Raw genomic sequence first — 26,995 nt, 5'->3', positions numbered from 1 at the left:
AGCCATCAATATTAATTATCCTACCTAACATCACGATATAATGTTGCATTAGTTACCCTTAAGCATATAAAGTTCAAATACACAGTAAGAGTCGAGTAAAATCTACTAATATTAGCGCTAGACCTAAAAATTTAGGTAAAAAGACTAGAAAACACATTTTTAGTCCCAATTTAGCTTCTATAGATGACTCAAAATCAGGAGTGACAATGGAATTCAACGTAAAAAGTGGTAGCCCAGAAAAACAACGCAGTGCGTGTATTGTTGTGGGTGTGTATGAACCACGCAGGTTATCCCCCATTGGTGAACAACTTGATAAAATTAGCGATGGTTATATCTCTAATTTATTACGCCGTGGCGACTTAGAAGGTAAGCCAGGACAAGTACTACTATTGCATCATGTGCCCAATATTTTAAGCGAACGTATTTTACTTGTTGGCTGCGGTAAAGAACGCGAACTTGACGATAAACAATATAAGCAAATTATTTCTAAAACTATCAACACGCTAAACGAAACGGGTTCAATGGAGGCCGTGTGCTTTTTAACTGAACAACATGTTAAAGGGCGTGATACCTATTGGAAAGTACGTCAAGCTGTTGAAACAACACAAGATTGCCTTTACACCTTTAATCAGCTGAAAAGTAAAAAAGTAGACCCTCGCCGCCCACTACGTAAAATGGTGTTTAATGTGCCTACGCGCCGTGAACTTACTATAGGCGAAAGTGCTATTGAGCATGGTTTAGCGATTGCAGCAGGTAGTAAGCTGTGTAAAGACGTTGCTAATATGCCGCCTAATATTTGTAATCCAGCGTACCTTGGCGAGCAAGCCAAAGAACTGGAAGCTAATTTTGATAACATCACTGTTGAGCTAATTGGCGAAGATAAAATGGCCGAACTAGGAATGAACTCATACCTAGCAGTAGGTCGTGGCAGTGATAACGAATCAGTTATGTCGGTAATTAACTACAAAGGCGCAAGCGATGACCAAGCGCCTATCGTTCTCGTTGGTAAAGGCTTAACCTTTGACTCAGGCGGTATTTCATTAAAACCAGGCGAAGGCATGGATGAAATGAAATACGACATGGGGGGCGCAGCTGGTGTTATTGGCGCTATGCGCTCGCTTGCACAAATGCAGCTACCTATAAACGTAATTGGAGTTTTAGCCGGCTGTGAAAACATGCCAAGCTCAAACGCCTATCGCCCAGGAGACATACTAACAACTATGTCTGGGCAAACGGTTGAAGTACTTAACACCGATGCCGAAGGCCGTTTAGTATTATGTGATGCGCTGACCTATGTTGAACGTTTTGAACCAGAAACCGTGATTGATGTTGCAACCTTAACCGGTGCATGTATTGTTGCTTTAGGTGCCCATGCTACGGGTTTATTAGCTAATCATAATCCACTGGCGCATGATTTATTAAAAGCGTCTGAGCAAAGTGGCGATCGTGCATGGCAACTGCCATTATGGGATGATTATCAAGATCAACTTGAAAGCCCGTTTGCCGACTTTACTAATTTAGGTGGGCGCGCAGCAGGTACTATTACCGCGGCCTGTTTCTTATCTAAATTTACTAAAAAGTATAATTGGGCTCATTTAGATATTGCCGGTACTGCATGGCGCAGCGGCGCTAAAAAAGGCGCAACAGGTCGTCCTGTTCCTATGCTGACTCAGTATTTATTAAACCGAGCTGGTATTAGCGAAGCAACTCACGACTAACAAACTAACACAGGGCTTCACAGCTCAATGTAGAGTATAAAATAAGGCGCTTTTAAAGCGCCTTATTTATTGGGTATTAATTGAAGCAAACCCCGTTATATGGCAAAATCCCCTTCTTAATTTGTGTGTATTTAATAACAGCACAATCAATGTCATGGGAAATCCCGATACAATGAACATGAATGCCCAGTTTTTCATTTTAAAGCAACAAGATGAGTCATTAGCTAAAGCCGATGATCACTTTGCTTTAGCAGCTCAAATAGCTGGGCAACAGTATCGGCTTGGTCAACGCGTATTTATTTTTGTAGATAGCGAAGAAACCGCCAACAGCATTGACGAAACTATTTGGACATTTGATGCCGACAGTTTTGTACCTCACAATTTACAAGGCGAAGGCCCAAAAGGCGGCGCACCTGTAGAAATAGGCACAACACCACCCGTTGGTAATCGTAAAGTATTAATTAACTTGGCCAATCACTTACCGGATTTTATTCGTCGGTTTAACCAAGTTTTTGATTTTGTACCCGTAGAGCCCGTAGCCAAACAAGCCGCTCGTGAGCGCTTTAAAAAACTACGCCAACTCGGTGCCAATATCACCACGCAAGATATTAATCGCTAACGCTCACTGCGTACAAAGCTAACTAACTCATTTAAGTACTTATTTAAGGTTCTGTGTAATGGATAAAACCTACAATCCGCAAGATATTGAACAGTCTCTCTATCAAGACTGGGAACAAAAAGGCTACTTTAAGCCATCTGGCCAAGGCACCCCATATTCAATTATGATCCCGCCGCCAAATGTCACGGGTAGCTTACACATGGGCCACGCTTTCCAAGATACTATCATGGATACCTTAACGCGCTTTAAACGTATGCAAGGTAACAATACGTTGTGGCAAGTAGGTACTGACCACGCAGGTATTGCCACACAAATGCTAGTAGAGCGTAAACTTGCGGCAGAAGAAGGTAAAACACGCCACGATTTAGGCCGTGATGCATTCATCGATAAAATTTGGGAATGGAAAAACGAGTCTGGTGGCACGATAACCAAACAATTACGTCGCCTTGGTGCTTCTGTTGATTGGGACCGTGAACGTTTTACTATGGACGATGGCCTATCAGAAGCTGTTAAAGAAGTATTTGTACGCCTTCATAAAGAAAACCTAATTTACCGTGGTAAACGCCTAGTAAACTGGGATCCAAAATTACACACTGCGATTTCTGATCTTGAAGTTGAAAACAAAGACAAACAAGGCCACATGTGGAACCTACGTTACCCACTTGCTGATGGCGTAACTACACAAGACGGTAAAGACTACATTGTTGTTGCAACCACGCGCCCAGAAACCATGTTAGGTGACTCAGGTGTGGCAGTAAACCCCGATGACGAGCGCTATCAAGACCTAATCGGTAAAGAGATTTTACTACCGATTGTTAATCGTCGTATTAAAATTGTTGCCGATGAGCATGCCGATAAAGACAAAGGCACGGGTTGTGTAAAAATAACCCCTGCGCACGACTTTAACGATAACGAAGTAGGTAAACGTCATCAAATGCCGATGATTAATATCTTTGATAAAGACGCGGCTATTTTAACAAAAGGTGAAACATACACCTTTGACGGTAAAGAACTTGAATTTGACGCGCCTATTCCTGAGCGCCTGCATGGCCTTGACCGTTTTGACGCACGAAAAGCTATTGTTACTGAATTTGAAGAGCTAGGCCTACTTGAAAAAATTGAAGACCACGACTTAACCGTTCCTTACGGTGACCGCTCTGGTGTGGTTATTGAACCACTGCTTACTGACCAATGGTATGTGCGTGTTGCACCTCTTGCAGAGCCTGCAAAAGAGGCTGTTAAAAATGGCGACATTCAATTTGTACCTAAGCAATATGAAAACATGTACTTCTCATGGATGAACGACGTACAAGATTGGTGTATTTCACGCCAACTTTGGTGGGGTCACCGTATTCCAGCTTGGTACGACAGCGAAGGCAACGTATACGTTGGTCGTGATGAAGCAGAAGTTCGCCGCGATAACAACATTGCAGATAGCGTAGCACTTAGCCAAGACGAAGACGTTCTTGATACGTGGTTTTCATCTGCACTTTGGACATTCTCAACTCAAGGTTGGCCAGAGAATACTGATGACTTAAAAACCTTCCACCCGTCTGACGTGTTGGTAACCGGTTTTGATATTATTTTCTTCTGGGTCGCGCGTATGATCATGATGACGCTGCATTTTATAAAAGATGAAAATGGTAAATCACAAGTTCCCTTTAAAACAGTTTATGTAACTGGCCTAATACGTGACGATAACGGCGATAAAATGTCGAAGTCAAAAGGTAACGTACTTGACCCACTAGACATGATTGATGGCATTGGCCTTGAAGACTTAGTACAAAAGCGTACTGGCAATATGATGCAGCCTAAACTTGCCGCTAAAATTGAAAAAGATACCCGCAAAGTATTTGCAAACGGTATTGAAGCACACGGTACCGACGCACTACGCTTTACTTTAGCTGCCATGGCATCAACCGGTCGTGATATCAACTGGGATATGAACCGTCTTGAAGGTTACCGTAACTTCTGTAATAAATTATGGAACGCAAGCCGTTACGTATTAATGAACACAGAAGAGCAAGACTGTGGCTTTAACGACAGTGAAAAACAGTACTCGTTAGCTGATCGTTGGATTTTAGGCCAATATGAAGCAACGGTTAAAACCTACACCGAGCATCTTGATAACTACCGTTTTGATTTAGCGGCGAACACGCTTTATGAATTCACCTGGAACCAGTTCTGTGATTGGTACTTAGAGCTGACGAAGCCGGTATTATTTAAAGGCAATGAAGCACAGCAACGCGGTACACGTCATACCCTTATTACCGTACTTGAAAGCTTATTACGCTTAATGCACCCAATGATGCCTTACATCACTGAAACGATTTGGCAACGTGTTGCTCCACTTGCTGGCCTTGAAACAGCGGGTACCAGTATTATGGTTCAGGGCTTCCCTGTTTATAATCAAGCCAATGTTGATGCACAAGCAATGGACGATTTAGAGTGGGTTAAGCAATTCATTTTAGCAATTCGTAATATCCGTGGTGAAATGGATATCAGCCCAAGTAAACCACTTAGCGTTTTACTGGCTAACGCATCAAGCGATGATGTGCGCCGTATAAACGAGAATGAATCATTCCTAGCGTCATTAGCTAAGCTTGAAGCGTTTACCCTGCTTGAAAACAAAGACGATGCTCCAGCGTGTGCGACCTCTTATGTTGGCAATCTTGAGATTATGATCCCAATGGCGGGCTTAATTGACGTTGAAGCCGAGCTTGCACGAATTAACAAGCAACTTGAAAAAGCAGAAAAAGGGCTAGCCCAAGTGCAAAATAAACTCGCTAACGAAAAGTTTGTTAACAACGCACCTGAAGCCGTACTGGCTAAAGAAAACGCTAAGCTAGCTGAATTTACAGATGCTAAAACTAAGCTACTTGAGCAAAAAACGAAGATTGAAAGCTTATAATTAAACCGTTACGGATGGCTTATGCTATTCGTAAACAGTTAATTTATAAGTATAAAAAAAGCCGCTTACTTCATTTGAAGTAAGCGGCTTTTTTGTGTCTAGGCTCTAGGCTCTAGGCTCTAGGCTCTAGGCAGCATTAGAACGTGTAGTTATACTGAGCACCAATAAGTACTGCATGACCTTTTGATTCAAAAGACCATTGCTGAGGTAGCGTTTCGCTTTCTACTTTTTCAGTGAACTTTTGCGTTTTACCACGTAATACACTCACACCTAAATCAACATTTGAGTTTTGATCAATCGCGTAGTTACCACCGAACGAGAACCAGAAACGGTCTGTATCAGGGATAGAAATTGATAAATGCTGTTGTGACACTGGCGACTCATCAAACGCAAAACCAGCGCGAAGCATTAAGTTTTCGCTGTACTGGTAATCAGTACCAATTGAGTAGCGCATTGCATCAGAGAAATCTTCTGTTTTTTCGAAGGCACTGAACTTATCGCCTGTAGGCGCAGTAACTTGTGCTTCTAATGAATCAAAGCTGCTCCAACCTGTCCATAATACGCTGTAGTGAACGCCTAGCTTTTCATCTAACTGGTGAGAACCAGAGAACTCAGCAATTGCTGGCAATGTGATTTCAACAGAGCCTGGTAAAACTTGATTTTGAAGTGGTGATACTGGAAGCTGTGTAAAGTACTCGCCTTCAAAAGTGATGTCTGTTTCTGTGCGGTAATTAAAACCAAAGCGGCTATTTTCATCTAGCTGATACATTAAGCCAACGTTTAAGCCGTAACCCATATCATCACCTTCAAGGTTAACCGCATCAGCACTTGCAGGAATAGATGCAATAACAGGGTTTACAGGAGGTACGAAACCAAACTTACGGATAATCTTCGCTTCTGCATAAATTGCATTCAAACCAATACCAAAGCTAAACTGCTCTGATACTTTATAAGCAACACTTGCGTTCATGTTTACAGTAACAATTTCAGTTTCACCGGCAATTTGGCCAGCTGCGTAATCATCGTTAAATTCAGTCGCTAGGCCAAAGTTAGAAAAAGCACCAAAACCAACCGATACCTTATCGTTTACTGGCATAGTGAAATAACCCGCTGGAATAATCGCACTTGGTGCAATGCTGTCATCATCTAGTGCGCTGTTATCTAAACCGTAGGCATTACCTGTGCCTTTAAGGCTAACATCAGGAATGACAGCCATAGCTGCAACACTAAGTTGCTTCTCTTTAAACAACGTCATTAATGCTGGGTTACGTGAAACCACAGACGCATCGTCTGCTACAGACGCTTCACCTGCGTATGCACGACCTAAACCAGATACGTTTTGCTCAGCAAGCTGAAAAGCCGCTGCAAAAGTATCAGCTGAAACAAATGCCAGCGATGCCGCAATAAGAGTTTTAGTAAATTTCATTGTTGTGTCCTTAGCCAAACTTACTGTTTGGATAGCTATGTGTGTTGTTATTAGAGTTTCAAACCTGCGTACCCTACCTTAATTTTTTATAAAAAACCTTACTAAAACGTTAAAAAAGGCCAAAAAACACGTTTTTTAACGACAATTTAACAACTATTTAAAACTCATCGGACAAGAAGTGTGGTATTAGAGTATATACTCTAATGATATTAATTCTTATTTGCATTGACTTGAAATAGTTTGCAATTTACACTGCAAATAAAATCACAAAGGGAGAAAACTGTGATCATTTTGCTTATTCTTGCTGGGCTTATTTTTTGCGGCATTAGTGTCTATTTCTTTTATAAGGCAAATTATTGCGCGTGTACGCGTGCTGGAAAATGTGACAATCCAGTCAATCAATATTGGCTCGCAGCCATTGCCATGGCGCTTATTGCTTTAGGTTTTTGCTGCTTAGCATTACATGTAGAATTAGGCACACTATTGTGGTTAACGCTGATGGGGAGTTGCTTTTTGGGTGGGTATATTTCTGTTAAAACAAACGAAAAAAGAAGATGCAACGCTAAAGCAGTAAATGCTCTTTTAAAAGCCGAGGCAAATTAATCTTATAATCAGCGGGTTTAACACTTGCCTGTATTTTTATCTCGTTATTATTTAAGCTTAAATCTATATCTTTTGCGGTAACATGATGGTTATGCTTAGCGTTGTAAAAAAGCTTCACTTTAGGTTTGATAGGGTTTGAATGATTGCCCTCTAGCACCAACGCTAATCGCTCATTGGTTAACTTAACAATAGTCCCTACTGGGTGTACACCTAAACACTTAATAAATAACTGCACTAACTCTGCATCAAACAGCTGTTTGTTAGCTAACAAATAGCGAAGCGCATTAATTGGCTCATCACCCTCTTGATGCGGTCTATCTGCTGTCAATGCATCGTATACGTCTACAATAGCAATGATCCGAGCTGGGCGGCTTAATTTGCTTCCATCTACACCTCTTGGATAGCCTGAACCATCAAGACGCTCATGATGATTTACAATCATATCAAGCATTAAAGGCGTAATACCTTTTCCGCCTTTTAACAATCCTAAGCTTTGTGCGACATGCTTTTTTATTGCCGTCATTTCGTTACCTGTGACTTTTCCTGGTTTGGAAAATATCCCTTGCGGTAACTTAGCCTGACCTAAGTCATGCATTAAAGCCCCCATTGCAAGCTCTTGCACAACAGCGCGTTTATAACCTAAGTATTTAGCAAACACCGCTGTAAAAATGGTGCAGTTGATCATATGACGCCAGTTGTAACTGTGCTTATCTTTGATCCGAGTTAAAATAGTCATAGCGTGTTCATTACGAAATACAGAGCTCACTATTTCATTACTTATTTCATTGAGCGCTTCAATATTAAGTGACAAACCTGATGTTAAATCACCAAAAATACTTTGTAGTTTTCTGTTGTGCGCATCATAACTCACACTGGCTTTTGCAAACTCTTGCTCTAAGCTTATAGCAACCTTTGCCTTAACTGGCTTATCTTGCTTAGCTACAGGAGCTTGTGGTTTTTGTTTTTCTTTGTATTTAGCTGGTACGGCGACATCACTTTTTGTAAAGTCGATGAGAAGCTCAAGCACCCCTTCGGTAATTAAACGCTGAATGATTGATTTATCACGAACCAAACCACTGGTTTTAATTTTTATGCCATCCACACTCTCCTGCTGCTTAGTAACGCTATTTACGTACATGCCTGGAACGAGTTCTGATATAGGTAAGGTGATTAGCATAAAAATGAGGGTTTCTATAATTAATGAATATATACTTTAAATAGCATTATTTAGCTATAAAAGTCTAGCTTTTGAGTTCAGGGTAATAATAAATGATTAACATCAATAATTATACGCACCACCAAGAATAAATCATAAGCTCAGCAATGAATATACGCCTAAAGGTATAAAATAGATTGCTACATATTTTATTATCGAAAATTAAATAAGGTAAGGCAGCGGACTGATTTAAATAATTGTAGGTATTTTGAGGAAGAAACAGGAAATGATACTTTAAACGCAAATGGCGCTCTCGGTAGGGATCGAACCTACAACTTAGCCTCCGGAGAGCAGCATCGCTAAATATTACTATTAGGCGTTAAGTGGCTTTATTTGTAATCCATTGATTCAATTTGAAATATTAATTGTACATTGAAGAGTCGCTTAACGCCAATTTAGAACAATAGTCACAGTCTAGTCACAATGCCAATCAAATTATTGGTCATTATGCGACCAAATTTGACCATCGCTAAAATAAAAAGCACAATAAAATATGGATTAGGGCAAGGGGTAGGCAATGGCAGTTACTAAAAAAATTAGGTCAATCAGTTTAAGGCACTGCAGTCTTTCGTGTCATGAATTAGCTCGGCCAGCGTACGCATTAAGTAAAGATCTGAGGCACCAGATAAGTAACAGACAATTACCACAAGAATTTATCACACTATCTCAAACATTAGAACCTGTTCACGTTATTGAGGCTCCTAACAATTCGTTCGAGTTTTTCGCCGGTTGGCAGTGGCTTGATGAATGTAAAATCAGACAAGTGCAAGACATAAGCATAATTATTCATAAACATATTCCAAGCGGCGAAATAGTGAAAACAGCTTGGGCTTATCAGTTATGTAAACATTCCAGCGACCTACATCGAAGTAGCAACCTTGCTCAACTAACGGAACTGCTTGATAAGATACCCTCGAACATAAAGAAGCAACTCCTAAACGGCTCTTATTCTTCTTCTGCGTTGAAAACAGTTTCCAACCTAACAAATGAATCTCGTTCTGCGATCCGCAACCAATTAAGAAAAACAAAAATTACTAAAACTGAAACAGAGCATAAATCTGTATTAAGTGAGCTCTTAAGGAGTAATTAATGTCAATTTATTTACTACTAGAAGAGCCAAAGACTGATAAACCTGAGTACACAAAAAAAATACTCATGCTACAGGTTGGGGTGATAATCAAAACAATCCAACAGATTTCACCAAATGTGTATGATGACGAAATCCAAGCTCTTGGGTTACCTATTGACCTAACAGTAAGTTTGCAAGATAAGAGCACATTAGGAGCAATTTTTTCAGAAATAAAAAGAAGTGGTCTACTTAAAGAGCAAGCTTGCAATGCATTTATCCTATCGACCTATGCGCTGACAAGTGATGAATTCACAAAAGGGCTAATTATTCAGGCAAAAATAATATTGGCTGCCTCCACCCTCATTAAACTTGATAATTACTATGGTGTTATTAAAAGAGCACTAGATGCTATTCGGCTTCTTTTTACAGATAAGTTTTGTGCAAGCTTATTACCTGAGTTGCCTGATTTTGCTCTTGATAATAGTAGCCTCATAAAAGAACTTATGCTCCTTAAAAATAAAGGTCGCTATGGAAGTCATCACTTAACTTCGATTATTGCTTTGTTAAAAAACTATCACAATAAGGCGCCACGTTATTATCCGCGAAACATAAAACGTAAAGCTGGTACAGGGTCAAACCCGAAAAGACCTGATTATGCGCCCGCTGAACCAGCTTATATGAGTGATAAAGATGAAGATAACCTAACCGAATTTACAATATCTCCTTTGGAAAATGACGAGAATGATATCAATATCGACGACTTGGAGCACATAGCAGATCAGCAGTCGGCAAAGCGATTTTTTGCAATCAACTTAATTGCACCTGATGAAGTAATGCACTCTTTATCACTTCAGAACCAACTGGCTAAAGCTGCAGCAAACAACATTTTCAGGCGAGAAAAACAACTTGCTTGTGAGTATAGGCAACTCACGCGATTTGAAATAACCTGCTTGGTAGAGCACTGCATGAGCTATGTAGAGGCTGATAATAATTGCGCTTACCTTCTGACTTGTTTGTTAATTGGTAAGAATATTGAAGAGATTAAATATAACAATCATTCACTCGTTATTAAAGATAATGGTCCATTTAAAAACCAACCTGTATGGTTATATAAACCGAGCTTACCTGAACATAAAGTTGATACACCTCTTGAAACCTTGCTAAATCGCTCTATCGGGAAAGTGATTATGAGCTTGCCGAAACAGTTAACCTCGGCCTTATCAAAATTACTAACAACCACAATAGATCTAATTCAAATTAAAGATTCTGTGCAATGTATTATCGATACAATAAATAAAGAAAAGCATACTAGGCTGACACTTCCGCGAATTATTAACTATCTTTCCTATTTTATGAACAGCAAAGGTGTTGATGCAACAGAAATCGCTTTGTTATTAGGGAAAAGTATCCAGCAAGAGCCAGGGTGCTCATACTACCAAGTCAACGTGGGACAGTTGCTCCAACTTCACCAGAAATTTGTAAAAAATGTTTTGGGAAATACAAATCAACTATTTGCAAATGAAATAAACCAACCAACAGAGATAACCGTTGGCAGTCAACTACAAGTTAAATCTGATACATTAGCAAATATGTTTGCGCTACTTCAAGACCGCTTATCGGTACTTAGAAATATGAAATGGAGCGCCCTAGAAGAGTTTCATAATATTTACACCATATACATCCTATATATGCTTAATCTATCCACTGGACATAGACCCGTCAGGCACCCCTATGAAACCCTAAATTGCTTTGATTTCAATGCCGGTACCTTGTACATATCCGATAAAGAAGTCAGGAGCTCACTGTCTGCTAGGGTTATCGCTTTACCGAAAACTGCCATTGACCAGTTAATCTTTTATAAGGCGCACCTAACCAATATTCTGTCATTTATCACGAACATTAAAATCGAAACCGGTAAACAAATTCAAAATGCTCTCACAGCTGAAGGCCCATTATTTTTCTTTCTAAATGACTTGAATTTTATAGCCGTCACCCCTGCAAACTTAGACGTTTACAGTAGAGATATTTTGCCTTTAAAGCTAAATTGGCACCGACATTTCATGCGTACCTGGCTGCGAAAAAACCGTATCCATGGCCATTTAGTGGATGGGTGGATGGGGCACATCAGTAGCGGTGGGGATGCGCTCGGCAGGTACAGCGGAATTTGCATGGCTGATTTGAAGGGTATCGCAACGGTTATTAATACACTTTTGGTTGATGAACTCAAAATTAAAGCACAAGCCCCCTGGAGTTCTCAATAATGACGGAAGCAAATGAGAAAAAAACGTTATTTGGCACCAAAGAACGAGCTCACAAAAGAAAAAAACACCAACAAGCGATAGAAAAACATACTCATTATCTTATTGCCGATTTGCTACCAGAGTTGACTAAATCGCATGTAAATATAAGTTCAGAACGCTACAAAAAGCAGATAGTCAAATTATTACAAAAAATTGAAGTAGATAACACATCGATAACTGATCTTAGAATTGCCCGAAATTACCTTGCCAAATTCATTAATGATGGTAATAAAAATGAAAAATGGTTATTGGATGTCCCACCCTATATACAAAGGGTTCAAAGAGAAAAACCATTAAGGACTGAAAAGTGGTTTAAACGCAGCAAATCATTAAACCAATGGGTAGAACAATGGTTTGATACGTTAGAAAAAAGAAGTGCCACTGAAAAGGCAATTACATCAGATCAGGTACTCGCTAATACTTTAATCTCGGCCGCTATTTTTGGAGGCGTGTGTATTGCTGAAGCGCTTGTATCACTAAGAAAACAGCTGCTTGAAGATAATAAACCGCTTACTCAAACGGCAGAAACTATCTGGCTCGACTTAACATTTAACGCCAAAGCTCAGGCGCATAATGTTTTTCTAAATGAACAACCCATCACTTTACGTCGTTGGTATCCTGACAATTTAACGCTTGCCTGGATAAACCATTTTCTAAGCCTAAGAAACTCCATTAAAGCTGATGAAGTACCTACGGCTTGGCAGTTAGTCAAAGATCAACTTACACACATAGACCCGTCTATCAAAAAGACTGTAAAAAGCATGCGGCAGTTTGCTGAGTCTGCGGTCGGCGTTACTGAGCAGTTAAACTGTGTAAGATTAAATCAAGCAATGGTTCAATATCTGGTTGGTAAAGTTCCCTCCGCCTCATTACCTCAGTTAAACCATAACTTACTTGTTGCACGACCTTCCTTTACTGTCATCAATAATGTCCTAGATGAATTAACTCGTATTCCTGCCGCAAGCAAAACGCCTCAATCCCGTAACCATACAGTTCTGGTAAGCAATTATGAACGCGTTGTTACAATGATCAGATCTTGCCTATCACCTATACAAAAAGGCTCAAATAAAAATACACCTAAAGCTGCAATAGCTCAGCTTCAAAAACTGGAGTCAAATCAACACCCAAAACCACTGTCCATGCTTATTGAGTGGTTTATCAGTTTGCTTGCTGAAAACAAAAAAGTTTCAACCGTTTCACGCTATTTCTCCGCAATTGGTAAACCATGGCTGGCAGTAACTGCAACTATCGATATAGACGATTTGGATTCCGAAGATTTTGAATCCCTTTACCGCGATATTCTAGATATCCAACTCAGTGAAAAAAACCGCCATTATATGGCTGGCAGGTTTAATCAATTTCATTTTTATCTTAGTCGTAATCATGATCTGCCGCTATTAACGAGCTCTTTAGCTGATGCAACCTCAAAGAGTCATTCATTTATCAAAGCTGCCTTTATACCCGAGCAAGCATTTGAAGTCTTTATGCAATCTATTGAAAAAATGTCAGCAACCTATAGAAGAAAGCAAATGCTCCAGTGCTTGTATGTAATCGCATTTCGCTGCGGACTGAGGCGTGGTGAGTTACTAAAACTTAGACTTCAAGATGTTGAGTCTTCATCTGATCGCTGGTTATTTGTTCGCAATAACAGGTATGGTAATAACAAATCCTCTAGTGCTCTGCGAAAAGTTCCGCTGTCAGTACTTATGAAAATGGAGGAGTCCAAACTCTTTGAAGACTATTTAGCTTATAAAAAATCGCTTGATAATAGCAGTCAAACCCTGCTGTTTTCTCATGAGCAAAGTGTCCATATTCCTTTGGATGGTAACTACGTCAGCACATTAGCAAAGATGCTATTGTCAAAAATTACTGATGTCCCATTTATCTTTCATCATTTTCGCCATACCACCCTTTCCAGGCTCCAAATCATCTTGGAAAATGATAAAGAATTAATTAAAGAAGTCATCAGCTACCCTGAAGATCAAATTAGAGAAATAAAAAGAGCACTAGGTGGTTTTGACAACCATGAAGTTAAGCGAGACATTTACTGGGCTTTAGCTGGTTTTGCTGGGCACTTAACACCAGAAACAACATTCAACAATTACCTGCACTTTACAGATCGCATAGCGTCCAATAAATTAAAAGACACCCAACACCTTTTATCTATTAATTTATTTAAACAAATTTCAGGTCTTTCGAGCAACATTATCAGTCGCACAATAGGTGATAAAGATGTGCCGGAAAAACACATAGAAATCAATTTGTTTGCAACTACCTTACATAGGAGGCTAGAAAAATATAGTCAAAAAATTCTCCTTCCTGAGAGGAGTTTAAACGACAAACACAATAGTCAAATCGAAAAGGATGTTTATCTACGAGACCGACAGGCACCATCTGCCGAGATATGTCTCGCTGTGCTGCAAGCGGCAGAAAAAAAAGCAACCATAAATGAGTTGGTGTTTAGATTTAACCTTGATGAAGAGCTCATTAGTCGGTGGATAATTAAAGCAAAAGACACCTCTAATCTAATAACGTCAAAGAATAAATCTCGGATATTTTCCAGGTACAAAGCCGAAACACCAATAGGTGAACCTTTAGCCCCATCAACACCTCAATCTAATGAGGAACTGTTAGAAGCAGACTTAGCTATTGCAAAACTCAGATCTATTTTTAAGCAGAATAAAAGTAAGATCAATTGGTGTATCAATTATTTTATTAACAATACCAATACCTCAAAACCAGGTATTATTTTTTCATCCCCTGAAGAGCTAGAGCGCTATCTTGACATTTTAGTTCAAATTTTCCCGAAAAACCGTTGGCGATTAAAATTATCACCTGTAAAAAGTAAAAAAACTTCTGAGTTGCTAAAAAAATGGAAAGCAAAAAGCCACCAAATCCCAATCATGTTGGATACCAACAGAGTAATAGGGAAAGCAAGGTATCCGGAGGGGAAATTGATTTTAACATTATCGCACCCATCAGAAGATAAGCTCATGAAAAAACATAAAGTAAATCAGTACAGCACCAATGTACTCACTTATATATTTCATTTGCTCAGGATAATGATTTGATTGGAGTTATAAAATAATCTTTTTTATTTTGGCGATAAAATAAATAGTGCAGTACAGGTTTTCCTCAAAAATTTGCATTATTTGTACTACATATCAAAACTTTAATATACTTGGTCCATCTCTTGCTATACCAGTTAACGCGAGCCCTATGACTTCAGCCTCAGCATCTAACTTTTTATCTTGAATATAATGAAGAAGTAACTCCGACGATTGCCTAAACTCTACGCTTGCTATGTAAGCAACTAGTTTATCTCTCACAGTAAAGTCACTTTTAAACATATGCATAACTCGAAAACCATAAATTAAATATGTTTGAGCAAACTCATCTGAAAGTATAGACCCTGCAAATTTATTCATAGGAGATAGAGAGCGCCCCAGCCTCAACATACTGATAGGACAACCAAAAGAGCTAAAGTACTGTAGTACAGCCTGTGCCTTTGCATGAGTAGCAGGATCTAACTGATAGCCTTCAAAAGTCTTTTGCGGTCTTACCATTAACTGGGTAAATGGCTCACCTACATTCAAATAAAGCTCCTTTTTTAATGCTTTTAACAACTTAGAACCTGCCACTTTTTGAAAATCACAATTAATCAAGTTCATTCTAACCTCCAACCGTTTCACGCAGCACTTCAGTTACGTTCGAAAATTGTGGAATGAACCCCTCTCCATAGTCATTTTCAGCATTCATTCTATCTACTTTTTGTAAATACTTTGCAACCTGAGTTTTAGGTTTGAAGCCATACCTAGCTTTGGGAGAATAACAAGTCCATGCATGCCTCAGATGGTTCGCAACATTTGGAGCCAAGCTTTCCAGCTTCTTAAGTTCATTAGAGCAAACTTCAAGAGTTAACTGACTGTGATCCACTAACTTACCGATTTCAGTTCTTCGCATTGATGACGTTAAAGTAAGCGTTTTACCAATATCATGTAATAACGCGGCAACAACAGCGATATCTTTTTCATGCGAATTTAAGTCACCTACTCCCAAAATATCCCATGCTATTTCAACAGAATGTCTCAATAATCCACCAGGATAATTATGATGATAATTAAGACTCGCTGGGCACTGCAGATACCTTACTCCCACTGACTTTTGTAACAATACAGACCTAATAAAGGATCTTAAATATGGGTTTTGTACACGGCTTACGAGAACGATGAGAGCGTCAAAATACTTTGGCAAAGGACATTGCGATCTAGGAAGATTTGACAGATCTTCTCCAAATTTATGTGAATGGTTACATTCCAATAAATTCTTACATTTAAAGTAAGCACTACCATGAGTCTGTAAAAGAGCAGCTTCAACATGCACTATGCTATGGGCCTTAAGCTCAATAGTCATCAACTCTTGAGAATTACAATAAACATTAAAATCACCGGTGCCATCAGATAAAGTCAGAACCCAACATTTTTGGCCAATGGAGTCTTCCTTTATAGTTATATTACTTAAATAGTAACGACCCATAAACCTTTTAAATTCAATAACATCAGATAGTAATGGCTGTATAGAGTCGATTTCAAAAGTTTTCATAATCAAATTCCTGAAGTAATAAAAAGTGTAGCTTTATCGGCTTGGCTTTAAAATTTTGCTGAAGAAACCATCAGCTGCAGAACCGTCTTTTCTAGTTAGATTTGGGACATACCTGCTATATGTGCGGAATAGCATCTCAGTATTTGCATGCCCCATTTGATTAGCTATCCACTCAGGGCTCTCACCTGAAGCTAACCACAAAGTTGCTGCTGTGTGCCTCATTTGATAGGGAACCCTTCTTTCAATTCCTAACCGCCTAAGCAATGGGTACCACACACTTTTTGTTACCCAATTATGATCGAGAGGTTTTCCATTCTTGTCACAAAAAACATATTTAAGATGCCCTGTTCGCTTCTTCATACTCATCATTGCTCGAAGGACTACATCACTCATTTGAATTTCACGCTGACTAAAGTCATTTTTCGTATACTCTTCACGACCAGAAACTAATGTTTCTCGAATTAAAATAACGCGCTGCTCAAAATCAACAAATTTCCACTTAAGGCCATCAATTTCTGCAGTACGCATACCCGTAAAAATTCTAACTGTAAAATACTCTTTAAAGTCTTCACGTACATTATCGAGGATCAACGCAATTTCATTGGTAGATAAAGGCTTTATATGATGCTTAGGCCCTTTCAATGGCTTTATACCCTTGTAAGAAGTTATAAAATCATATCGATCCGCTGCTTCTTGCAAAATCGACCTCATAACTTTCATATGCCGATTTATATGATTTGGAGAGAACAAACCACCGCCACTTTTTTTCAATTGTGTTAACTGCAGTCTAAAATTGAGTAACTGTGATTTTGATATTTCATTTATTGGCATCTCTCCAAAAAACGGTATCAACCTGTTAAACAATATATTTCGAATCGTTGCGATATAACTTTTCCGCCATTGAACTTGCATTTCAGTAAACCAAAGTTCAGCAAAGTCCTTAAATATTGGAAAGCTAGCATCAGAGTTTTTTAAAACTTCTTCTGCATATTTGATCTTTTTTAATCGAGGACTATTAGGAAACGTTTTCGCGTAATCAAAGCACCCTAATAAAATCTCAGCCTCAATTTTATCGAGTAACTTTTGTAGCTTTTTCCTATTCGCAGGTGTGTCTTTTAACTCAGTTTGCTCTCGACATCTTTGATTTCTATACCTGAAATCGAGGTACAATTTTCCTGAGCCACGTGAATTAATACTACCCATGACAAATACCTCCATTTGACATTGGAATTGCCATAGCTTGTAAAGAAAATTTACACATATCACGTTGTATAGCTCCCCAGTCGTATAGGATCTTTCGCCCTCCAAATGGGCGTATGTAATGAACCCCCTCCAGCAGTACCGAATCTTTCAATTGCTCTCGAATAGTTCGACAGTCATATTTAATAAGTTTTGATAACTCTGATGTGGTTAAATAAGTAGATGTTGATTGCATAGTATTCACCTAATTGTCATGCTAATATAAATGACAAAGGTTAATTCAGAAAACCTTTTTGTCATCCTGAATAACATTATGCACCCCGAGATGCATTTGTCAATGACTTTTTGTCATTTTAGGTGACAAAAAGTTACTTTAGAGGTTAAATGGTGTGATTAGATGTAACTTAGCTCGCCTAATGGGCGAAAGGAAAATGAAAGTTATGGATGTTGCCAGAGAAACGGGGCTGCATAGAAATACAATAACCCTTCTTTATAAAGAAACAGCACAGCGTATTGATTTAGAGGCTATTGATAAACTCTGTGATCTTTTCGATTGTGAGGTTGGCCAGCTTTTGGAGAAAATTGATTGATACCTGAGTACCGAAAAGCTGAAGGGGATCTCTCAAGTAACATAGCGCTAAATTCTCAAAAAGGTGTTTGGCTTAGCAGCAAAGAAGTGATGAAGCACCTTAAAATAAGTGCTTGCGAATTAATGCACCGCCGCGAGCGAGGTTTGCTAAAATTTGAAAAACGCGGTCGCGCTTATTTTTATTATATACATGCATTATAGATACAAGAGCTGTACCTTCTTTTATTACTGCTTTAACATTTTCAGCTGTGATCACCCCATTAGCATTTGGTTTGACAAGTGAAATGTCATAACCTAGTTTTTGGAAGTAATCGCAGATTGCAAAAATACATTTGTGCTCTATTGATGAAATCACAATGTGTTTTTTAGTTTTTAGGTTTTCATCTCCAAGCAATAAACTTTTAAAAGCTATATTGTTTGATTCTGTTGCACCACTGGTGAAAACTATTTCACTTGGAAAGCCCCTATTTCATCAGCTAGCAGCTCTCTTACATCATTGACCTTGGCTAAGGCTAATTCACCTAATAGGTGACTAGAGGCAGAATTCGCATAACAGTTTTCAAATGCGTGCATTAGTTATTCTTTAACTTCAGAAAGAAGTGGGTAAGATGCGGCTGAATCTAGGTATATCATAATGCAACTCCTTAGCTAGATGTAAAATGTGCTAGTTAGAGTATTAGATTAACACTTTTAAAAATTAATGGTGAGTTTAAGTCAACGTTTTTAACTTGGTCACACTCAGGTCACCATTTACTTGAATGTTAGTATTTACTATCAAGAAAAGGTAAGGGAGCAAATGGCGCTCTCGGCAGGGATCTAACCTGCAACTTAGCCTTAGTAAAAACCTATACCCTGACAATCGATTATAGGAATAAAATATGCCTAACCTTTAAATTATTAATTACAGGTATACCCTAAATATTTAATACTTATGAGTCCCTTTTATTTGCATCACCACTTTGAGAAAAACTATAGTCAACTAATATTTAAAAGGGAAAAAGATTTTCCAGTTGTCGTAAGCTATTTTAACTTTTACAAAATAAGATACATTTTTAAAAAGCTAAACTACACACTTTAAGCAAACACCTTAACCTGCTCTCTTATTATACCCAATTCAGATGTGGATTAAGAAACTTAAAGCTATAAAAATAGTGCCCGAAAAAAACCAAACTCCGCAGTACTTCACCCAATAATTACTATTAAGATAAGTGACATTAGGATTGTTAGAGTCAATTAAAATTGTACAATCAATCCCATTTTTAAACTGGGCTATAAGCTGCTGATCAAAAGCAACAAAAACACTATAAAAATTACCTTTGAATTTATAGCTGACTAACATCCTCTTGTAGTGCAAAAGCTCTAAATTGCGCACATTATTATCAATTACATTGTTAATGTTTACAATTTCACAAACTCGCCAATGGTGCTTATCATAACGAATCCTGAGCCATCTTATAAAGGTTAGTAAGCTCAACATAACAAAACAAAGCCCTAGTAATAAAAGTAATAAGCTACTCATTTTTTAATGACTTATAAATATAATGTGCAGTTATAAGATCACTTAACGCTGTGCCAACAGACTTAAATACTGTTATATCGGATTCACATTTTCTCTCATAGTTATTTTTTTTAGCTAGATCCGCAAGCTCGCCGGATATATTAGCTTCATCAAAAACTCCCTCAGAAATAGGAATCAACAATTCACCAGCTTCAGCAAGAACATTCTCCTTGCTATCTACATATACCTTACTTTGTGCGATAGTAACACTGTCACATTCGCGCGAGTCGCAGCGATGATTACCAATCAAATCAACATGCGTACCAGGCTTTAACCAACCACCTTTAAATAATGGCGTTGGTGAACCTGTTGCGCAGCTGATCACATCGGCACTTTTAATAACTTTTTCACAACTTTGTCCGATAACAAACTCAATATCAGTAAATGCACGCTGTAAGCTATTGTGTAAAACAGCAACTTTATCTTTATTACGCCCAATTAACGTTACACATTTAAAATCGCGCACACTCAAGTGTGCTCGAACCATATACTCAGCTAAATTGCCGCTGCCAAAAAACACTAAATGCTGGCTATCTTTTCGCGATAAATAGTAGCTTGCCAAAGCAGATACTACAGCTGTGCGCCAAAGTGTTACACGTGTACCATCAACTAGAGCAAGAGGTTCACCATGAGCGCGAGAGAACAGCATTATTTTTGAATAAAGTGACGCATACTCACTATCAGTATTACTTGGAAAGTAGGTAAATGCCTTTACTCCAATAACCTGTTCATTCCATGCTGGTAATACGGCAAATGCGTCATGGTTTGTGTCTGTTTTATCTAACTCATACACATGACGCTTGGGCATAGTAAACTGCTGAGCAAACCCTTTCTGTAGAGCAATACGAAGCGAGTCAAAATCTAGGGAGTCATCAATTTGCGTTTGATCTATTACTTTCATCCTAACCCTCCAATTCGAACGGCTTAGGGGCGTGGGTTAATACTTCATAACCATTTTGAGTTATTAAAATATCGTCTTCTATTCGCACACCACCAAAATTCGGAATGTAAATACCAGGTTCAATCGTGATCACATTACCTGCCTCTAATACATGACGGCAATTTTTATTAATAAAGGGCAACTCATGTAAAAACAAGCCAACTCCATGGCCCAACCCTTGCCCTGCCCATTTACCAAAACCAGAGTCATCGAGTACTTGCTGTGAGATATTTTGTAAGTCTAGACAGTCAACACCTGCTTTGAGTAGGTTGATCGCTGCTTGCTGAGCATTGCTTACGCTTTGATAGATTGCTGATTGTTTCTTTGAAGCTTTACCAAGTACATAACTGCGAGTCATATCAGAGCGGTAACCATTCACCACTGCGCCAAAGTCAAGAGTAATAAAATCACCTTTAGATAGAGTACGCTCACTCGGGCTGCCATGAGGCAGTGCACAACGCTCTCCAAACATTAAAATAGTGGCAAACGACATTCCTTCAGAGCCTAGTTTTTGCATTCTGAATTCAAGTTCCAGCGCTAGGTCTCGCTCTGTTACACCTTCTTTAAAATAGGGTAATGTTTGTCTAAGCGCTTCGTCAGCAATGGCCGCAGCCGCTTTTATTTGCTCGACTTCCCAATCATTTTTAACCATGCGTAAACGTTCAACCATACCGGTAACTTGTGTAACTGTATGACTAGTTAACTCACTTGCCACTTGCTGCCAAAGCGCAACATCAATAAAAGCGGCATCAAAACCTAATTGACTATTAGTCGTTAAAAAACGATTTATGCACTGACCTAATGTTTCACTATCACGATCACGGCTGACAACCTCAAAGCCAATAGACTCTGCTTGAGCTCGGCCAAAATAGCGATAATCGGTTATCAGTACACTTTCCTCCGCAGTTATTAACGCGTAAGCAGCATTACCGCTAAAGCCACTTAAGTAACGAATATTTTCATGGCCTAATACGAGTAGCGCTGTTAACCCATTTTTTTTTAATGCCTGCTTTAGTAATTGTTGGCGAGAGATAAATTGATTTTTCATCGAAATATAAATCCTTGCTTTAGGGGATCATTTGGATCAATTAAAAAAGTATGTTTACCAGTAACAAATGCTTCACCACTCACTCTAGGTATTACTGCATGGGTATCAGCTAACATGCGTTGCGATTTTAGCTCAACTGAAAATACAGAGCCTAAAATACTCTCTATTCTTATTTGCTGTCCTAATTTAAGCCTGCCTTTTGCAAACTCTAATGCAGCTCTGGCACTCACACCGGTACCAGTTGGGCTGCGATCTAATTCGCCCTCAGCAAAAATGCAGACATGGCGGCTAAATGCAGAATGACTTTTTTGTGAATTTGAATAGAAAATCACCCCATATAAAAAGCTCAACGCATCATCTGTCGGGTGTTTTGGTTGGTAGTGGCTATTAACATGCTGCTTAATAATTTTTCCTAAGCTAATAATTTGTTCATGATTGTTGGGCGCTAAACTCACATCCAAAGTATCAGCATCTACAAAAGCATAATAAGCACCGCCATAAGCAATATCACAATTGACGGCACCAAACAGAGGAATTTCAATTGGCATATCAAGCTTTTCTGCATAACTAGCAACATTATCAAAACAAACACTTATTAGTTGGTTATCTCGAAGAGTAATATATGCCTTGATAAGCCCTGCTGGTGTATCTATACGTAACTCATTAATGCCCTCAATAAAGTTGCTAATACTGCTATCTTTGGCTGCTGTGGCAAGCGCAATAATAGCGTGACCACACATTGTGCTATAGCCTTCATTATGTAAAAACAGTACGCCAAAATGGCTATCTTTACGTTCAGGTTTTGTGATCACCGCGCCATACATATCAGCATGACCTCGGGGTTCAAACATCAGTGCTTTACGTAGGTGATCAAATCTTGTTAGGCAATCAGCGCGCTTTTCAATCATGGTTTGCCCTTGTAGTTCAGCAAATCCATCAATGATTATGCGTAAAGGTTCACCGCCCGTGTGCATATCAAGAGTGTGCACTTGCAGCCAATCACCTGTAGGCTGTTGCCAATGAAAATATAAACTGTTCGTCATAGTTAACCTTAAAATTTATACGAAAAATGCCAAGCAGTTTCCTGCTTAGCATTAAGGCTGTATGGCTCAAATGAGCATGTGCTTAAACATCAAAACAACACACTAAATTACCCTAAGATAAATAGCTTAGTCCGCTGTTTTCAAACAGCTGTTTTACCAGGGAGTTAAAACTCTATACGCGCCACTAAAGACACATAACGCGCGCCTTGACGCCCCGTCACTAGCCCATAGTCTGGGTTCAGTTCTAAACCATTATCACCGTACTGTGCACGTTCTTCATCGATTGACATTGCACTATCACCATCGAATAAGTTATAGACGGTGCCTTTTAAAGTCATATCGGTACCAAAAAAGTCCGTGTAGTAGGTCAATGACATATCGACATTCGTTAACCAAGGTAGGTTTCCTTTGCTACCACGAGGAGCTGGATTACCATTTTCATCGTAATGTGATGCTTGATCATAATATTGGCTAATACACGCATCCCAAGGATTTCCCTCTGCACAGCTATCTACGCCCGCTGGATGAACTGAGAAATAACTTTTGGGACGGCCTGACGTAGTGCGGGCAACAAGGCCAACAGTCAATGCTTCAGTAATATTGTAGGCGCCGCTAAATTTAAGAGCATGGCGGTGGTCGTTAGGTAAATTACCATAGCCGTGATCCATCAAGTCACCGTAGTCATAAGAGGTTGTCCAGCCTGGGTCAGCTTGATCATTATCCGTTTTCACTAGCCCTTCGGTATTACCATAACTATGTGACCAGGTATATGAGGTGTTAATGCGTAAATCATCCGTCACATTACCATCCAAGGTAAGCTCAAGCGCTAAATACTTTCGCTGCGCCTCTGGTAAAGCAAGTTCATCAGCACTTAAATTAACCTCATCAACCTGGCCATCACCGTCAAAATCATATGACATTTGAATAGCTTCACCTGGGTTATTCAGTACATAATAAGAGCCTTGACCCACGTTATCGGTAATGCCCATTTCAGCCAGTTTTTTAGCTAATACCGGGCCGACATCAGTGTCTTCAACACTGCGTCCAAGATCACGATAAATCGCGCGTACACCCGCTGACATAGTATCGAACACTTCTTGCTGATAACCGATAGTAAATTCATCACTGTACATTGGTTTTAATGAAGATGAAGCAATCAACCCTGGTTCAGTAATACCACGCTGGCGCCAACGCCTATCTCGCAACATATCTCCTCTGCTTGGCGAGCCATCAGCCATTAAAGTTGGTGCACCGTTTGCGTCTAGTTCATCTAACTCAAAGTACTCAAACCATTCAATCGAAGCAGATCCTTGGGTGATATTCATGTTCGCAGATACGGGTTGGAAATAACGTCCATATGTAGCAAAAATCTTAGCGCTGCCATCACCCGATATATCATAAATAGCTTGCAAACGCGGTGCTATTTGATTGTCAATATCAACGAAGGCACGACCATCTGATACTGTGTTTTCAAACTGGCTATAACGTAGCCCCATGTTAAGCACTAAACTATCGGTTGCTTGCCATGAGTCATTGATGTAAAAAGCGAGTGAAGTTGTATCTGAATCGACTTCGCGACTTCGAACTCGTCTTTCTATAAAATCACTTCCCAAAGGTGCACCTGATACATCATTTTCACCGGCAGTCTTGACCGTCCACCAGCCCTCTGCATCACCAATGCCGTTTTGGCCTTCAAAGTAGTCCACTTTTACATTAGTATAATCAATACCAAACTGGATTGAGTGCATATCTAAATCCCAGTTGAAATCAATTCTTGCTTGGTCGCGCGTGAATTCTTGTTCTGTCACCGATGAATTTGTATGTTGACTCAAAGTGACAAAGCCATCACGCTCATCCCAAACACCTGGGTTTGGTGATGCGACCACATTTTCAACGTTTTCTGTCACTCGGCCAACGACAGCTGAAACTGAAAAAGCATCAGTTAGGTAGCCATTATAATTTAAGCTATATACTTTACCGCCATCTTCCCCAGGCGCATCCACACCTTGTTGCTCTCCAATCACATTCTCTTGCCAGCTGTAAGCAAAGGTTTTATCAGTCCAGGTGCGCTTATTGTTCATCGCTGAAAAACCCACTGAGTGATCTTCATTTATAAACCAATCTACTTTTGTAAACCAGCGGTCTTCATCGCGCTCAAAATCAGAATAAGTTGTTTGTCCTGCGCCAGTTGACTCTTCACGGCGCGGTGCAAACAAACCATAAAAAAACAAGGTATCTTCGATGATTGCACCACTAGCCCATAGCTGAAGCTCTTTAAAATCGTAACTACTTTGCTTCGTATTAGTGCTAATAGTCCCATTTTCTTGATAAATAGAGTCGTGCTGGCTACGTAAGCTATCAGGATCCCAACGTACTTCTGCACCGAAGTTAAAGTCATTATCACCAGACTTAGACACCGCATTAACAATACCGCCAAGTGCTCCACCAAACTCAGGGCTAACACCACCCGTTTTCACTTGCGTTTGTGAAATAGCTTCCCATGGCAAGCGAATTGAGCCTAAACCTGTACGGATACTGGTTACGTTTAAGCCATTAAAGTAATAACCATTTTCAGCTGCTGATGAACCACCAAAGCTTGAAGCACCATTAAAACTTGCGCCACCCGGTGCAGCTGTACCTGGAGCTAATAACGCAATACTTTCAAAACCGGTGTTTACTGGCATAGCTTTTAATTCAGCATCACTGAATGTTAGACCTGAAGTAGACGAAGCCATATCTACACGGCGAATAGCGGATCCAGTAACAGCAATTCGCTCAATATCACTACCGGCTTTATATAATTGTGCATCGAGAATAATTGATTGACCAATCGTCACTGCAACATTTTCTTCAACTAACGGCTCAAACCCTTCTTTACTTATAGTGACATCATATGTACCAACTGGCACATTGCGCAGTAAATAGTCACCATCATTATTACTAGTAATGGTATACACTAAGCCTTTACTTTTATGTTTTAAAGTTATTGTAGCCCCGGTTAAATCGTTGCCAGCTTGTGCCACTACATGACCTTTAACAATGCTACTACCATCAACTGCTTTTGCTGTAGGAGTCATTATTAATGCAGCTGTTACCGCCGTTGCTAACAGCGATTTAATGCCTATTCCCCGAGTTTGCTTTTTATTATTTGTAAACATGTGAATGTTCCCTTGTTCCTGTTGGTTTTATTGCCTATTTAACTTAGACGACAAAAAATATACACTTATTACATATTGTATACAATATTAAATATACATAAAATTCACATTCAAAAATAACCAACTGATCTTAATAGTAAAAAAATTTATGAACTTTCGACCCAACAGAAAGGAGCTATTTATGGTGTTAATTGGAATAATAAAAAGGGAGGAAGACATCGCTACTGTCTTATTGCTGCTGGAAAGCTAAAGCGATGCCTAAAGTTATAAATTAGAGTTTAGTAGCCTGTACTAATTGCCAGATATATTTTTAATTACTTTTTTCACCTTCTAATTTTATAAGTAATTTTTTTATATCGTTTTTAGCTTTAACAATATGATTTTTTAGAAATTCACAGGCATTTTGACAGTCTTTTTTTCTGCATAACTCGAGTAAAGTACGGTGCTCTTCAGGAGCTTTTGTTAAACCGCCTGCCAATAAAATATGCATACGTACATAGCGCTCAGAGTTTTTACTATACATATCAACCAGCTCACGGGTTTGTGGGCGCGCGGCGCGGCTGTATAATTTAGCATGAAACTGACTGTTTAAATCTCCAGTAGCTAAATGAGTATCGCCAGCGTCCATAGCGCTTTCAAGCTCAGCTAAAATTAATTCTGCATCAATTAAATCCTGATCAGTTAAATTATTTATCGAATGTTTTAGTAGTTCCGCTTCGAGCAATGCTCTTAAATCAAAAATCTCATCAATTTGAGATGCCGAAAGCTGTGTAGCAGTCGCACCTTTATGAGCTTCAAAGTTGACTAACCCTTCAGCTTCGAGTTGAAGCAAAGCTTCACGTACTGGAATCCGACTTACGTTTAGCTCAGTGGCTAATGCTGCTTGACGTAGCGGATCACCCGCTTTGATTTCACCTGAAAGAATTTTTTCGCGGATAGCTTCTGCAACAAGCTGAGTTCGAGTTTTATGTTCTATGGCCATAGTAATTTCTATA

The 26,995-nt window shown here is 39.2% G+C and carries 21 protein-coding genes; 8 read left to right on the top strand and 13 right to left on the bottom strand.

The window, feature by feature from the left end:
* Window positions 1–206: 206 nt before the first annotated feature.
* The 3 genes from pepA (at window position 207) to ABZP26_RS03500 (ending at window position 5,248) form a co-directional block, all read left to right on the top strand.
* Window positions 207–1,718, top strand: a complete 1,512-nt coding sequence (gene pepA / locus ABZP26_RS03510; RefSeq protein ID WP_013464166.1) for a leucyl aminopeptidase — start codon at window positions 207–209, stop codon at window positions 1,716–1,718.
* A 172-nt stretch (window positions 1,719–1,890) separates the two neighbouring features.
* Window positions 1,891–2,337 (top strand): DNA polymerase III subunit chi, encoded by a 447-nt coding sequence (locus tag ABZP26_RS03505; RefSeq protein ID WP_013464165.1) that lies wholly within the window; start codon window positions 1,891–1,893, stop codon window positions 2,335–2,337.
* Between the two features lie 58 nt (window positions 2,338–2,395).
* On the top strand, window positions 2,396–5,248 hold the full coding sequence (locus tag ABZP26_RS03500) for a valine--tRNA ligase (RefSeq protein WP_013464164.1): 2,853 nt from the start codon (window positions 2,396–2,398) through the stop codon (window positions 5,246–5,248).
* Window positions 5,249–5,384: 136 nt separating this feature from the next.
* On the opposite strand, the gene ABZP26_RS03495 is transcribed toward ABZP26_RS03500, so the two are convergent.
* A complete protein-coding gene (locus ABZP26_RS03495; RefSeq protein ID WP_013464163.1) occupies window positions 5,385–6,674 on the bottom strand; it encodes an outer membrane protein transport protein in 1,290 nt (429 codons plus the stop codon).
* A gap of 282 nt (window positions 6,675–6,956) precedes the next feature.
* Here ABZP26_RS03495 and ABZP26_RS03490 point away from each other — a divergent pair, with 282 nt between their 5' ends.
* On the top strand, window positions 6,957–7,277 hold the full coding sequence (locus ABZP26_RS03490) for a hypothetical protein (protein WP_076916059.1): 321 nt from the start codon (window positions 6,957–6,959) through the stop codon (window positions 7,275–7,277).
* On the opposite strand, the gene ABZP26_RS03485 is transcribed toward ABZP26_RS03490, so the two are convergent.
* Window positions 7,237–8,454 (bottom strand): HD domain-containing phosphohydrolase, encoded by a 1,218-nt coding sequence (locus ABZP26_RS03485; RefSeq protein WP_013464161.1) that lies wholly within the window; start codon window positions 8,452–8,454, stop codon window positions 7,237–7,239. The genes ABZP26_RS03490 and ABZP26_RS03485 overlap by 41 nt on opposite strands.
* Window positions 8,455–9,010: 556 nt before the next feature.
* Between ABZP26_RS03485 and ABZP26_RS03480 the strand changes: the two genes are divergently transcribed.
* Genes ABZP26_RS03480 through ABZP26_RS03470 form a run of 3 tightly spaced genes read left to right on the top strand, consistent with a single transcriptional unit; the run spans window position 9,011 to window position 14,933 of the window.
* Complete coding sequence (locus tag ABZP26_RS03480; RefSeq protein ID WP_368485379.1) at window positions 9,011–9,583, top strand: hypothetical protein; 573 nt, start codon at window positions 9,011–9,013, stop codon at window positions 9,581–9,583.
* Window positions 9,583–11,823, top strand: a complete 2,241-nt coding sequence (locus ABZP26_RS03475; protein WP_368485378.1) for a hypothetical protein — start codon at window positions 9,583–9,585, stop codon at window positions 11,821–11,823. The genes ABZP26_RS03480 and ABZP26_RS03475 overlap by 1 nt, the downstream gene beginning before the upstream one ends.
* Window positions 11,823–14,933, top strand: a complete 3,111-nt coding sequence (locus ABZP26_RS03470; protein ID WP_368485377.1) for a tyrosine-type recombinase/integrase — start codon at window positions 11,823–11,825, stop codon at window positions 14,931–14,933. The genes ABZP26_RS03475 and ABZP26_RS03470 overlap by 1 nt, the downstream gene beginning before the upstream one ends.
* Before the next feature lie 93 nt (window positions 14,934–15,026).
* On the opposite strand, the gene ABZP26_RS03465 is transcribed toward ABZP26_RS03470, so the two are convergent.
* The 4 genes from ABZP26_RS03465 to ABZP26_RS03450 are packed head-to-tail and all read right to left on the bottom strand — an operon-like array spanning window position 15,027 to window position 17,899.
* Complete coding sequence (locus ABZP26_RS03465) at window positions 15,027–15,533, bottom strand: hypothetical protein (protein WP_368485376.1); 507 nt, start codon at window positions 15,531–15,533, stop codon at window positions 15,027–15,029.
* Window position 15,534: 1 nt separating this feature from the next.
* Window positions 15,535–16,464 carry an HD domain-containing protein gene (locus tag ABZP26_RS03460; protein WP_368485375.1) on the bottom strand — a complete coding sequence of 310 codons (930 nt, stop codon included), beginning with the start codon at window positions 16,462–16,464 and terminating at the stop codon, window positions 15,535–15,537.
* A gap of 33 nt (window positions 16,465–16,497) precedes the next feature.
* The gene (locus ABZP26_RS03455; RefSeq protein ID WP_368485374.1) at window positions 16,498–17,667 is read right to left on the bottom strand and encodes a DUF3596 domain-containing protein; all 1,170 of its coding nucleotides are present in this window, start codon (window positions 17,665–17,667) and stop codon (window positions 16,498–16,500) included.
* Window positions 17,660–17,899, bottom strand: coding sequence for a hypothetical protein (locus ABZP26_RS03450; RefSeq protein ID WP_119853811.1), 240 nt, complete (start codon window positions 17,897–17,899; stop codon window positions 17,660–17,662). The genes ABZP26_RS03455 and ABZP26_RS03450 overlap by 8 nt, the downstream gene beginning before the upstream one ends.
* Before the next feature lie 154 nt (window positions 17,900–18,053).
* Between ABZP26_RS03450 and ABZP26_RS03445 the strand changes: the two genes are divergently transcribed.
* A complete protein-coding gene (locus ABZP26_RS03445; RefSeq protein WP_350608513.1) occupies window positions 18,054–18,254 on the top strand; it encodes a helix-turn-helix transcriptional regulator in 201 nt (66 codons plus the stop codon).
* 99 nt (window positions 18,255–18,353) lie between these two features.
* On the opposite strand, the gene ABZP26_RS03440 is transcribed toward ABZP26_RS03445, so the two are convergent.
* The 7 genes from ABZP26_RS03440 to ABZP26_RS03410 form a co-directional block, all read right to left on the bottom strand.
* A complete protein-coding gene (locus ABZP26_RS03440; RefSeq protein WP_244926792.1) occupies window positions 18,354–18,647 on the bottom strand; it encodes an aminotransferase class V-fold PLP-dependent enzyme in 294 nt (97 codons plus the stop codon).
* A gap of 50 nt (window positions 18,648–18,697) precedes the next feature.
* Window positions 18,698–18,826 carry a hypothetical protein gene (locus ABZP26_RS03435; protein ID WP_280530088.1) on the bottom strand — a complete coding sequence of 43 codons (129 nt, stop codon included), beginning with the start codon at window positions 18,824–18,826 and terminating at the stop codon, window positions 18,698–18,700.
* A gap of 938 nt (window positions 18,827–19,764) precedes the next feature.
* The gene (locus ABZP26_RS03430) at window positions 19,765–20,712 is read right to left on the bottom strand and encodes an ornithine cyclodeaminase family protein (protein ID WP_368485373.1); all 948 of its coding nucleotides are present in this window, start codon (window positions 20,710–20,712) and stop codon (window positions 19,765–19,767) included.
* A 1-nt stretch (window position 20,713) separates the two neighbouring features.
* On the bottom strand, window positions 20,714–21,799 hold the full coding sequence (locus ABZP26_RS03425; RefSeq protein ID WP_286890653.1) for a Xaa-Pro peptidase family protein: 1,086 nt from the start codon (window positions 21,797–21,799) through the stop codon (window positions 20,714–20,716).
* Window positions 21,796–22,842: a proline racemase family protein gene (locus ABZP26_RS03420; RefSeq protein WP_350608122.1), complete on the bottom strand. Its 1,047-nt coding sequence runs from the start codon at window positions 22,840–22,842 to the stop codon at window positions 21,796–21,798. Before ABZP26_RS03420 ends, ABZP26_RS03425 begins: the two co-directional genes overlap by 4 nt.
* 164 nt (window positions 22,843–23,006) lie before the next feature.
* On the bottom strand, window positions 23,007–26,000 hold the full coding sequence (locus ABZP26_RS03415; protein WP_368485372.1) for a TonB-dependent receptor: 2,994 nt from the start codon (window positions 25,998–26,000) through the stop codon (window positions 23,007–23,009).
* Between the two features lie 310 nt (window positions 26,001–26,310).
* A complete protein-coding gene (locus tag ABZP26_RS03410) occupies window positions 26,311–26,982 on the bottom strand; it encodes a GntR family transcriptional regulator (RefSeq protein WP_069439272.1) in 672 nt (223 codons plus the stop codon).
* Window positions 26,983–26,995 lie beyond the last annotated feature (13 nt).

Origin of the sequence: Pseudoalteromonas sp. SD03 (assembly GCF_040937955.1) — a bacterium.
Taxonomy (GTDB): Bacteria; Pseudomonadota; Gammaproteobacteria; order Enterobacterales; family Alteromonadaceae; genus Pseudoalteromonas; species Pseudoalteromonas tetraodonis.
This window is presented reverse-complemented; position numbering and strand designations above follow the sequence as displayed.

Excerpts from the sequence above, each read along its gene's own strand:
- ABZP26_RS03420 (WP_350608122.1), bottom strand. The coding sequence starts at position 22,842 with ATGACGAACAGTTTATATTTTCATTGGCAACAGCCTACAGGTGATTGG.
- ABZP26_RS03475 (WP_368485378.1), top strand. The coding sequence starts at position 9,583 with ATGTCAATTTATTTACTACTAGAAGAGCCAAAGACTGATAAACCTGAG.
- ABZP26_RS03425 (WP_286890653.1), bottom strand. The coding sequence starts at position 21,799 with ATGAAAAATCAATTTATCTCTCGCCAACAATTACTAAAGCAGGCATTA.
- pepA (WP_013464166.1), top strand. The coding sequence starts at position 207 with ATGGAATTCAACGTAAAAAGTGGTAGCCCAGAAAAACAACGCAGTGCG.
- ABZP26_RS03410 (WP_069439272.1), bottom strand. The coding sequence starts at position 26,982 with ATGGCCATAGAACATAAAACTCGAACTCAGCTTGTTGCAGAAGCTATC.
- ABZP26_RS03435 (WP_280530088.1), bottom strand. The coding sequence starts at position 18,826 with ATGCACGCATTTGAAAACTGTTATGCGAATTCTGCCTCTAGTCACCTA.
- ABZP26_RS03500 (WP_013464164.1), top strand. The coding sequence starts at position 2,396 with ATGGATAAAACCTACAATCCGCAAGATATTGAACAGTCTCTCTATCAA.
- ABZP26_RS03470 (WP_368485377.1), top strand. The coding sequence starts at position 11,823 with ATGACGGAAGCAAATGAGAAAAAAACGTTATTTGGCACCAAAGAACGA.
- ABZP26_RS03460 (WP_368485375.1), bottom strand. The coding sequence starts at position 16,464 with ATGAAAACTTTTGAAATCGACTCTATACAGCCATTACTATCTGATGTT.
- ABZP26_RS03415 (WP_368485372.1), bottom strand. The coding sequence starts at position 26,000 with ATGTTTACAAATAATAAAAAGCAAACTCGGGGAATAGGCATTAAATCG.
- ABZP26_RS03465 (WP_368485376.1), bottom strand. The coding sequence starts at position 15,533 with ATGAACTTGATTAATTGTGATTTTCAAAAAGTGGCAGGTTCTAAGTTG.
- ABZP26_RS03505 (WP_013464165.1), top strand. The coding sequence starts at position 1,891 with ATGAACATGAATGCCCAGTTTTTCATTTTAAAGCAACAAGATGAGTCA.
- ABZP26_RS03455 (WP_368485374.1), bottom strand. The coding sequence starts at position 17,667 with ATGGGTAGTATTAATTCACGTGGCTCAGGAAAATTGTACCTCGATTTC.
- ABZP26_RS03480 (WP_368485379.1), top strand. The coding sequence starts at position 9,011 with ATGGCAGTTACTAAAAAAATTAGGTCAATCAGTTTAAGGCACTGCAGT.
- ABZP26_RS03450 (WP_119853811.1), bottom strand. The coding sequence starts at position 17,899 with ATGCAATCAACATCTACTTATTTAACCACATCAGAGTTATCAAAACTT.
- ABZP26_RS03485 (WP_013464161.1), bottom strand. The coding sequence starts at position 8,454 with ATGCTAATCACCTTACCTATATCAGAACTCGTTCCAGGCATGTACGTA.
- ABZP26_RS03495 (WP_013464163.1), bottom strand. The coding sequence starts at position 6,674 with ATGAAATTTACTAAAACTCTTATTGCGGCATCGCTGGCATTTGTTTCA.
- ABZP26_RS03430 (WP_368485373.1), bottom strand. The coding sequence starts at position 20,712 with ATGAAAGTAATAGATCAAACGCAAATTGATGACTCCCTAGATTTTGAC.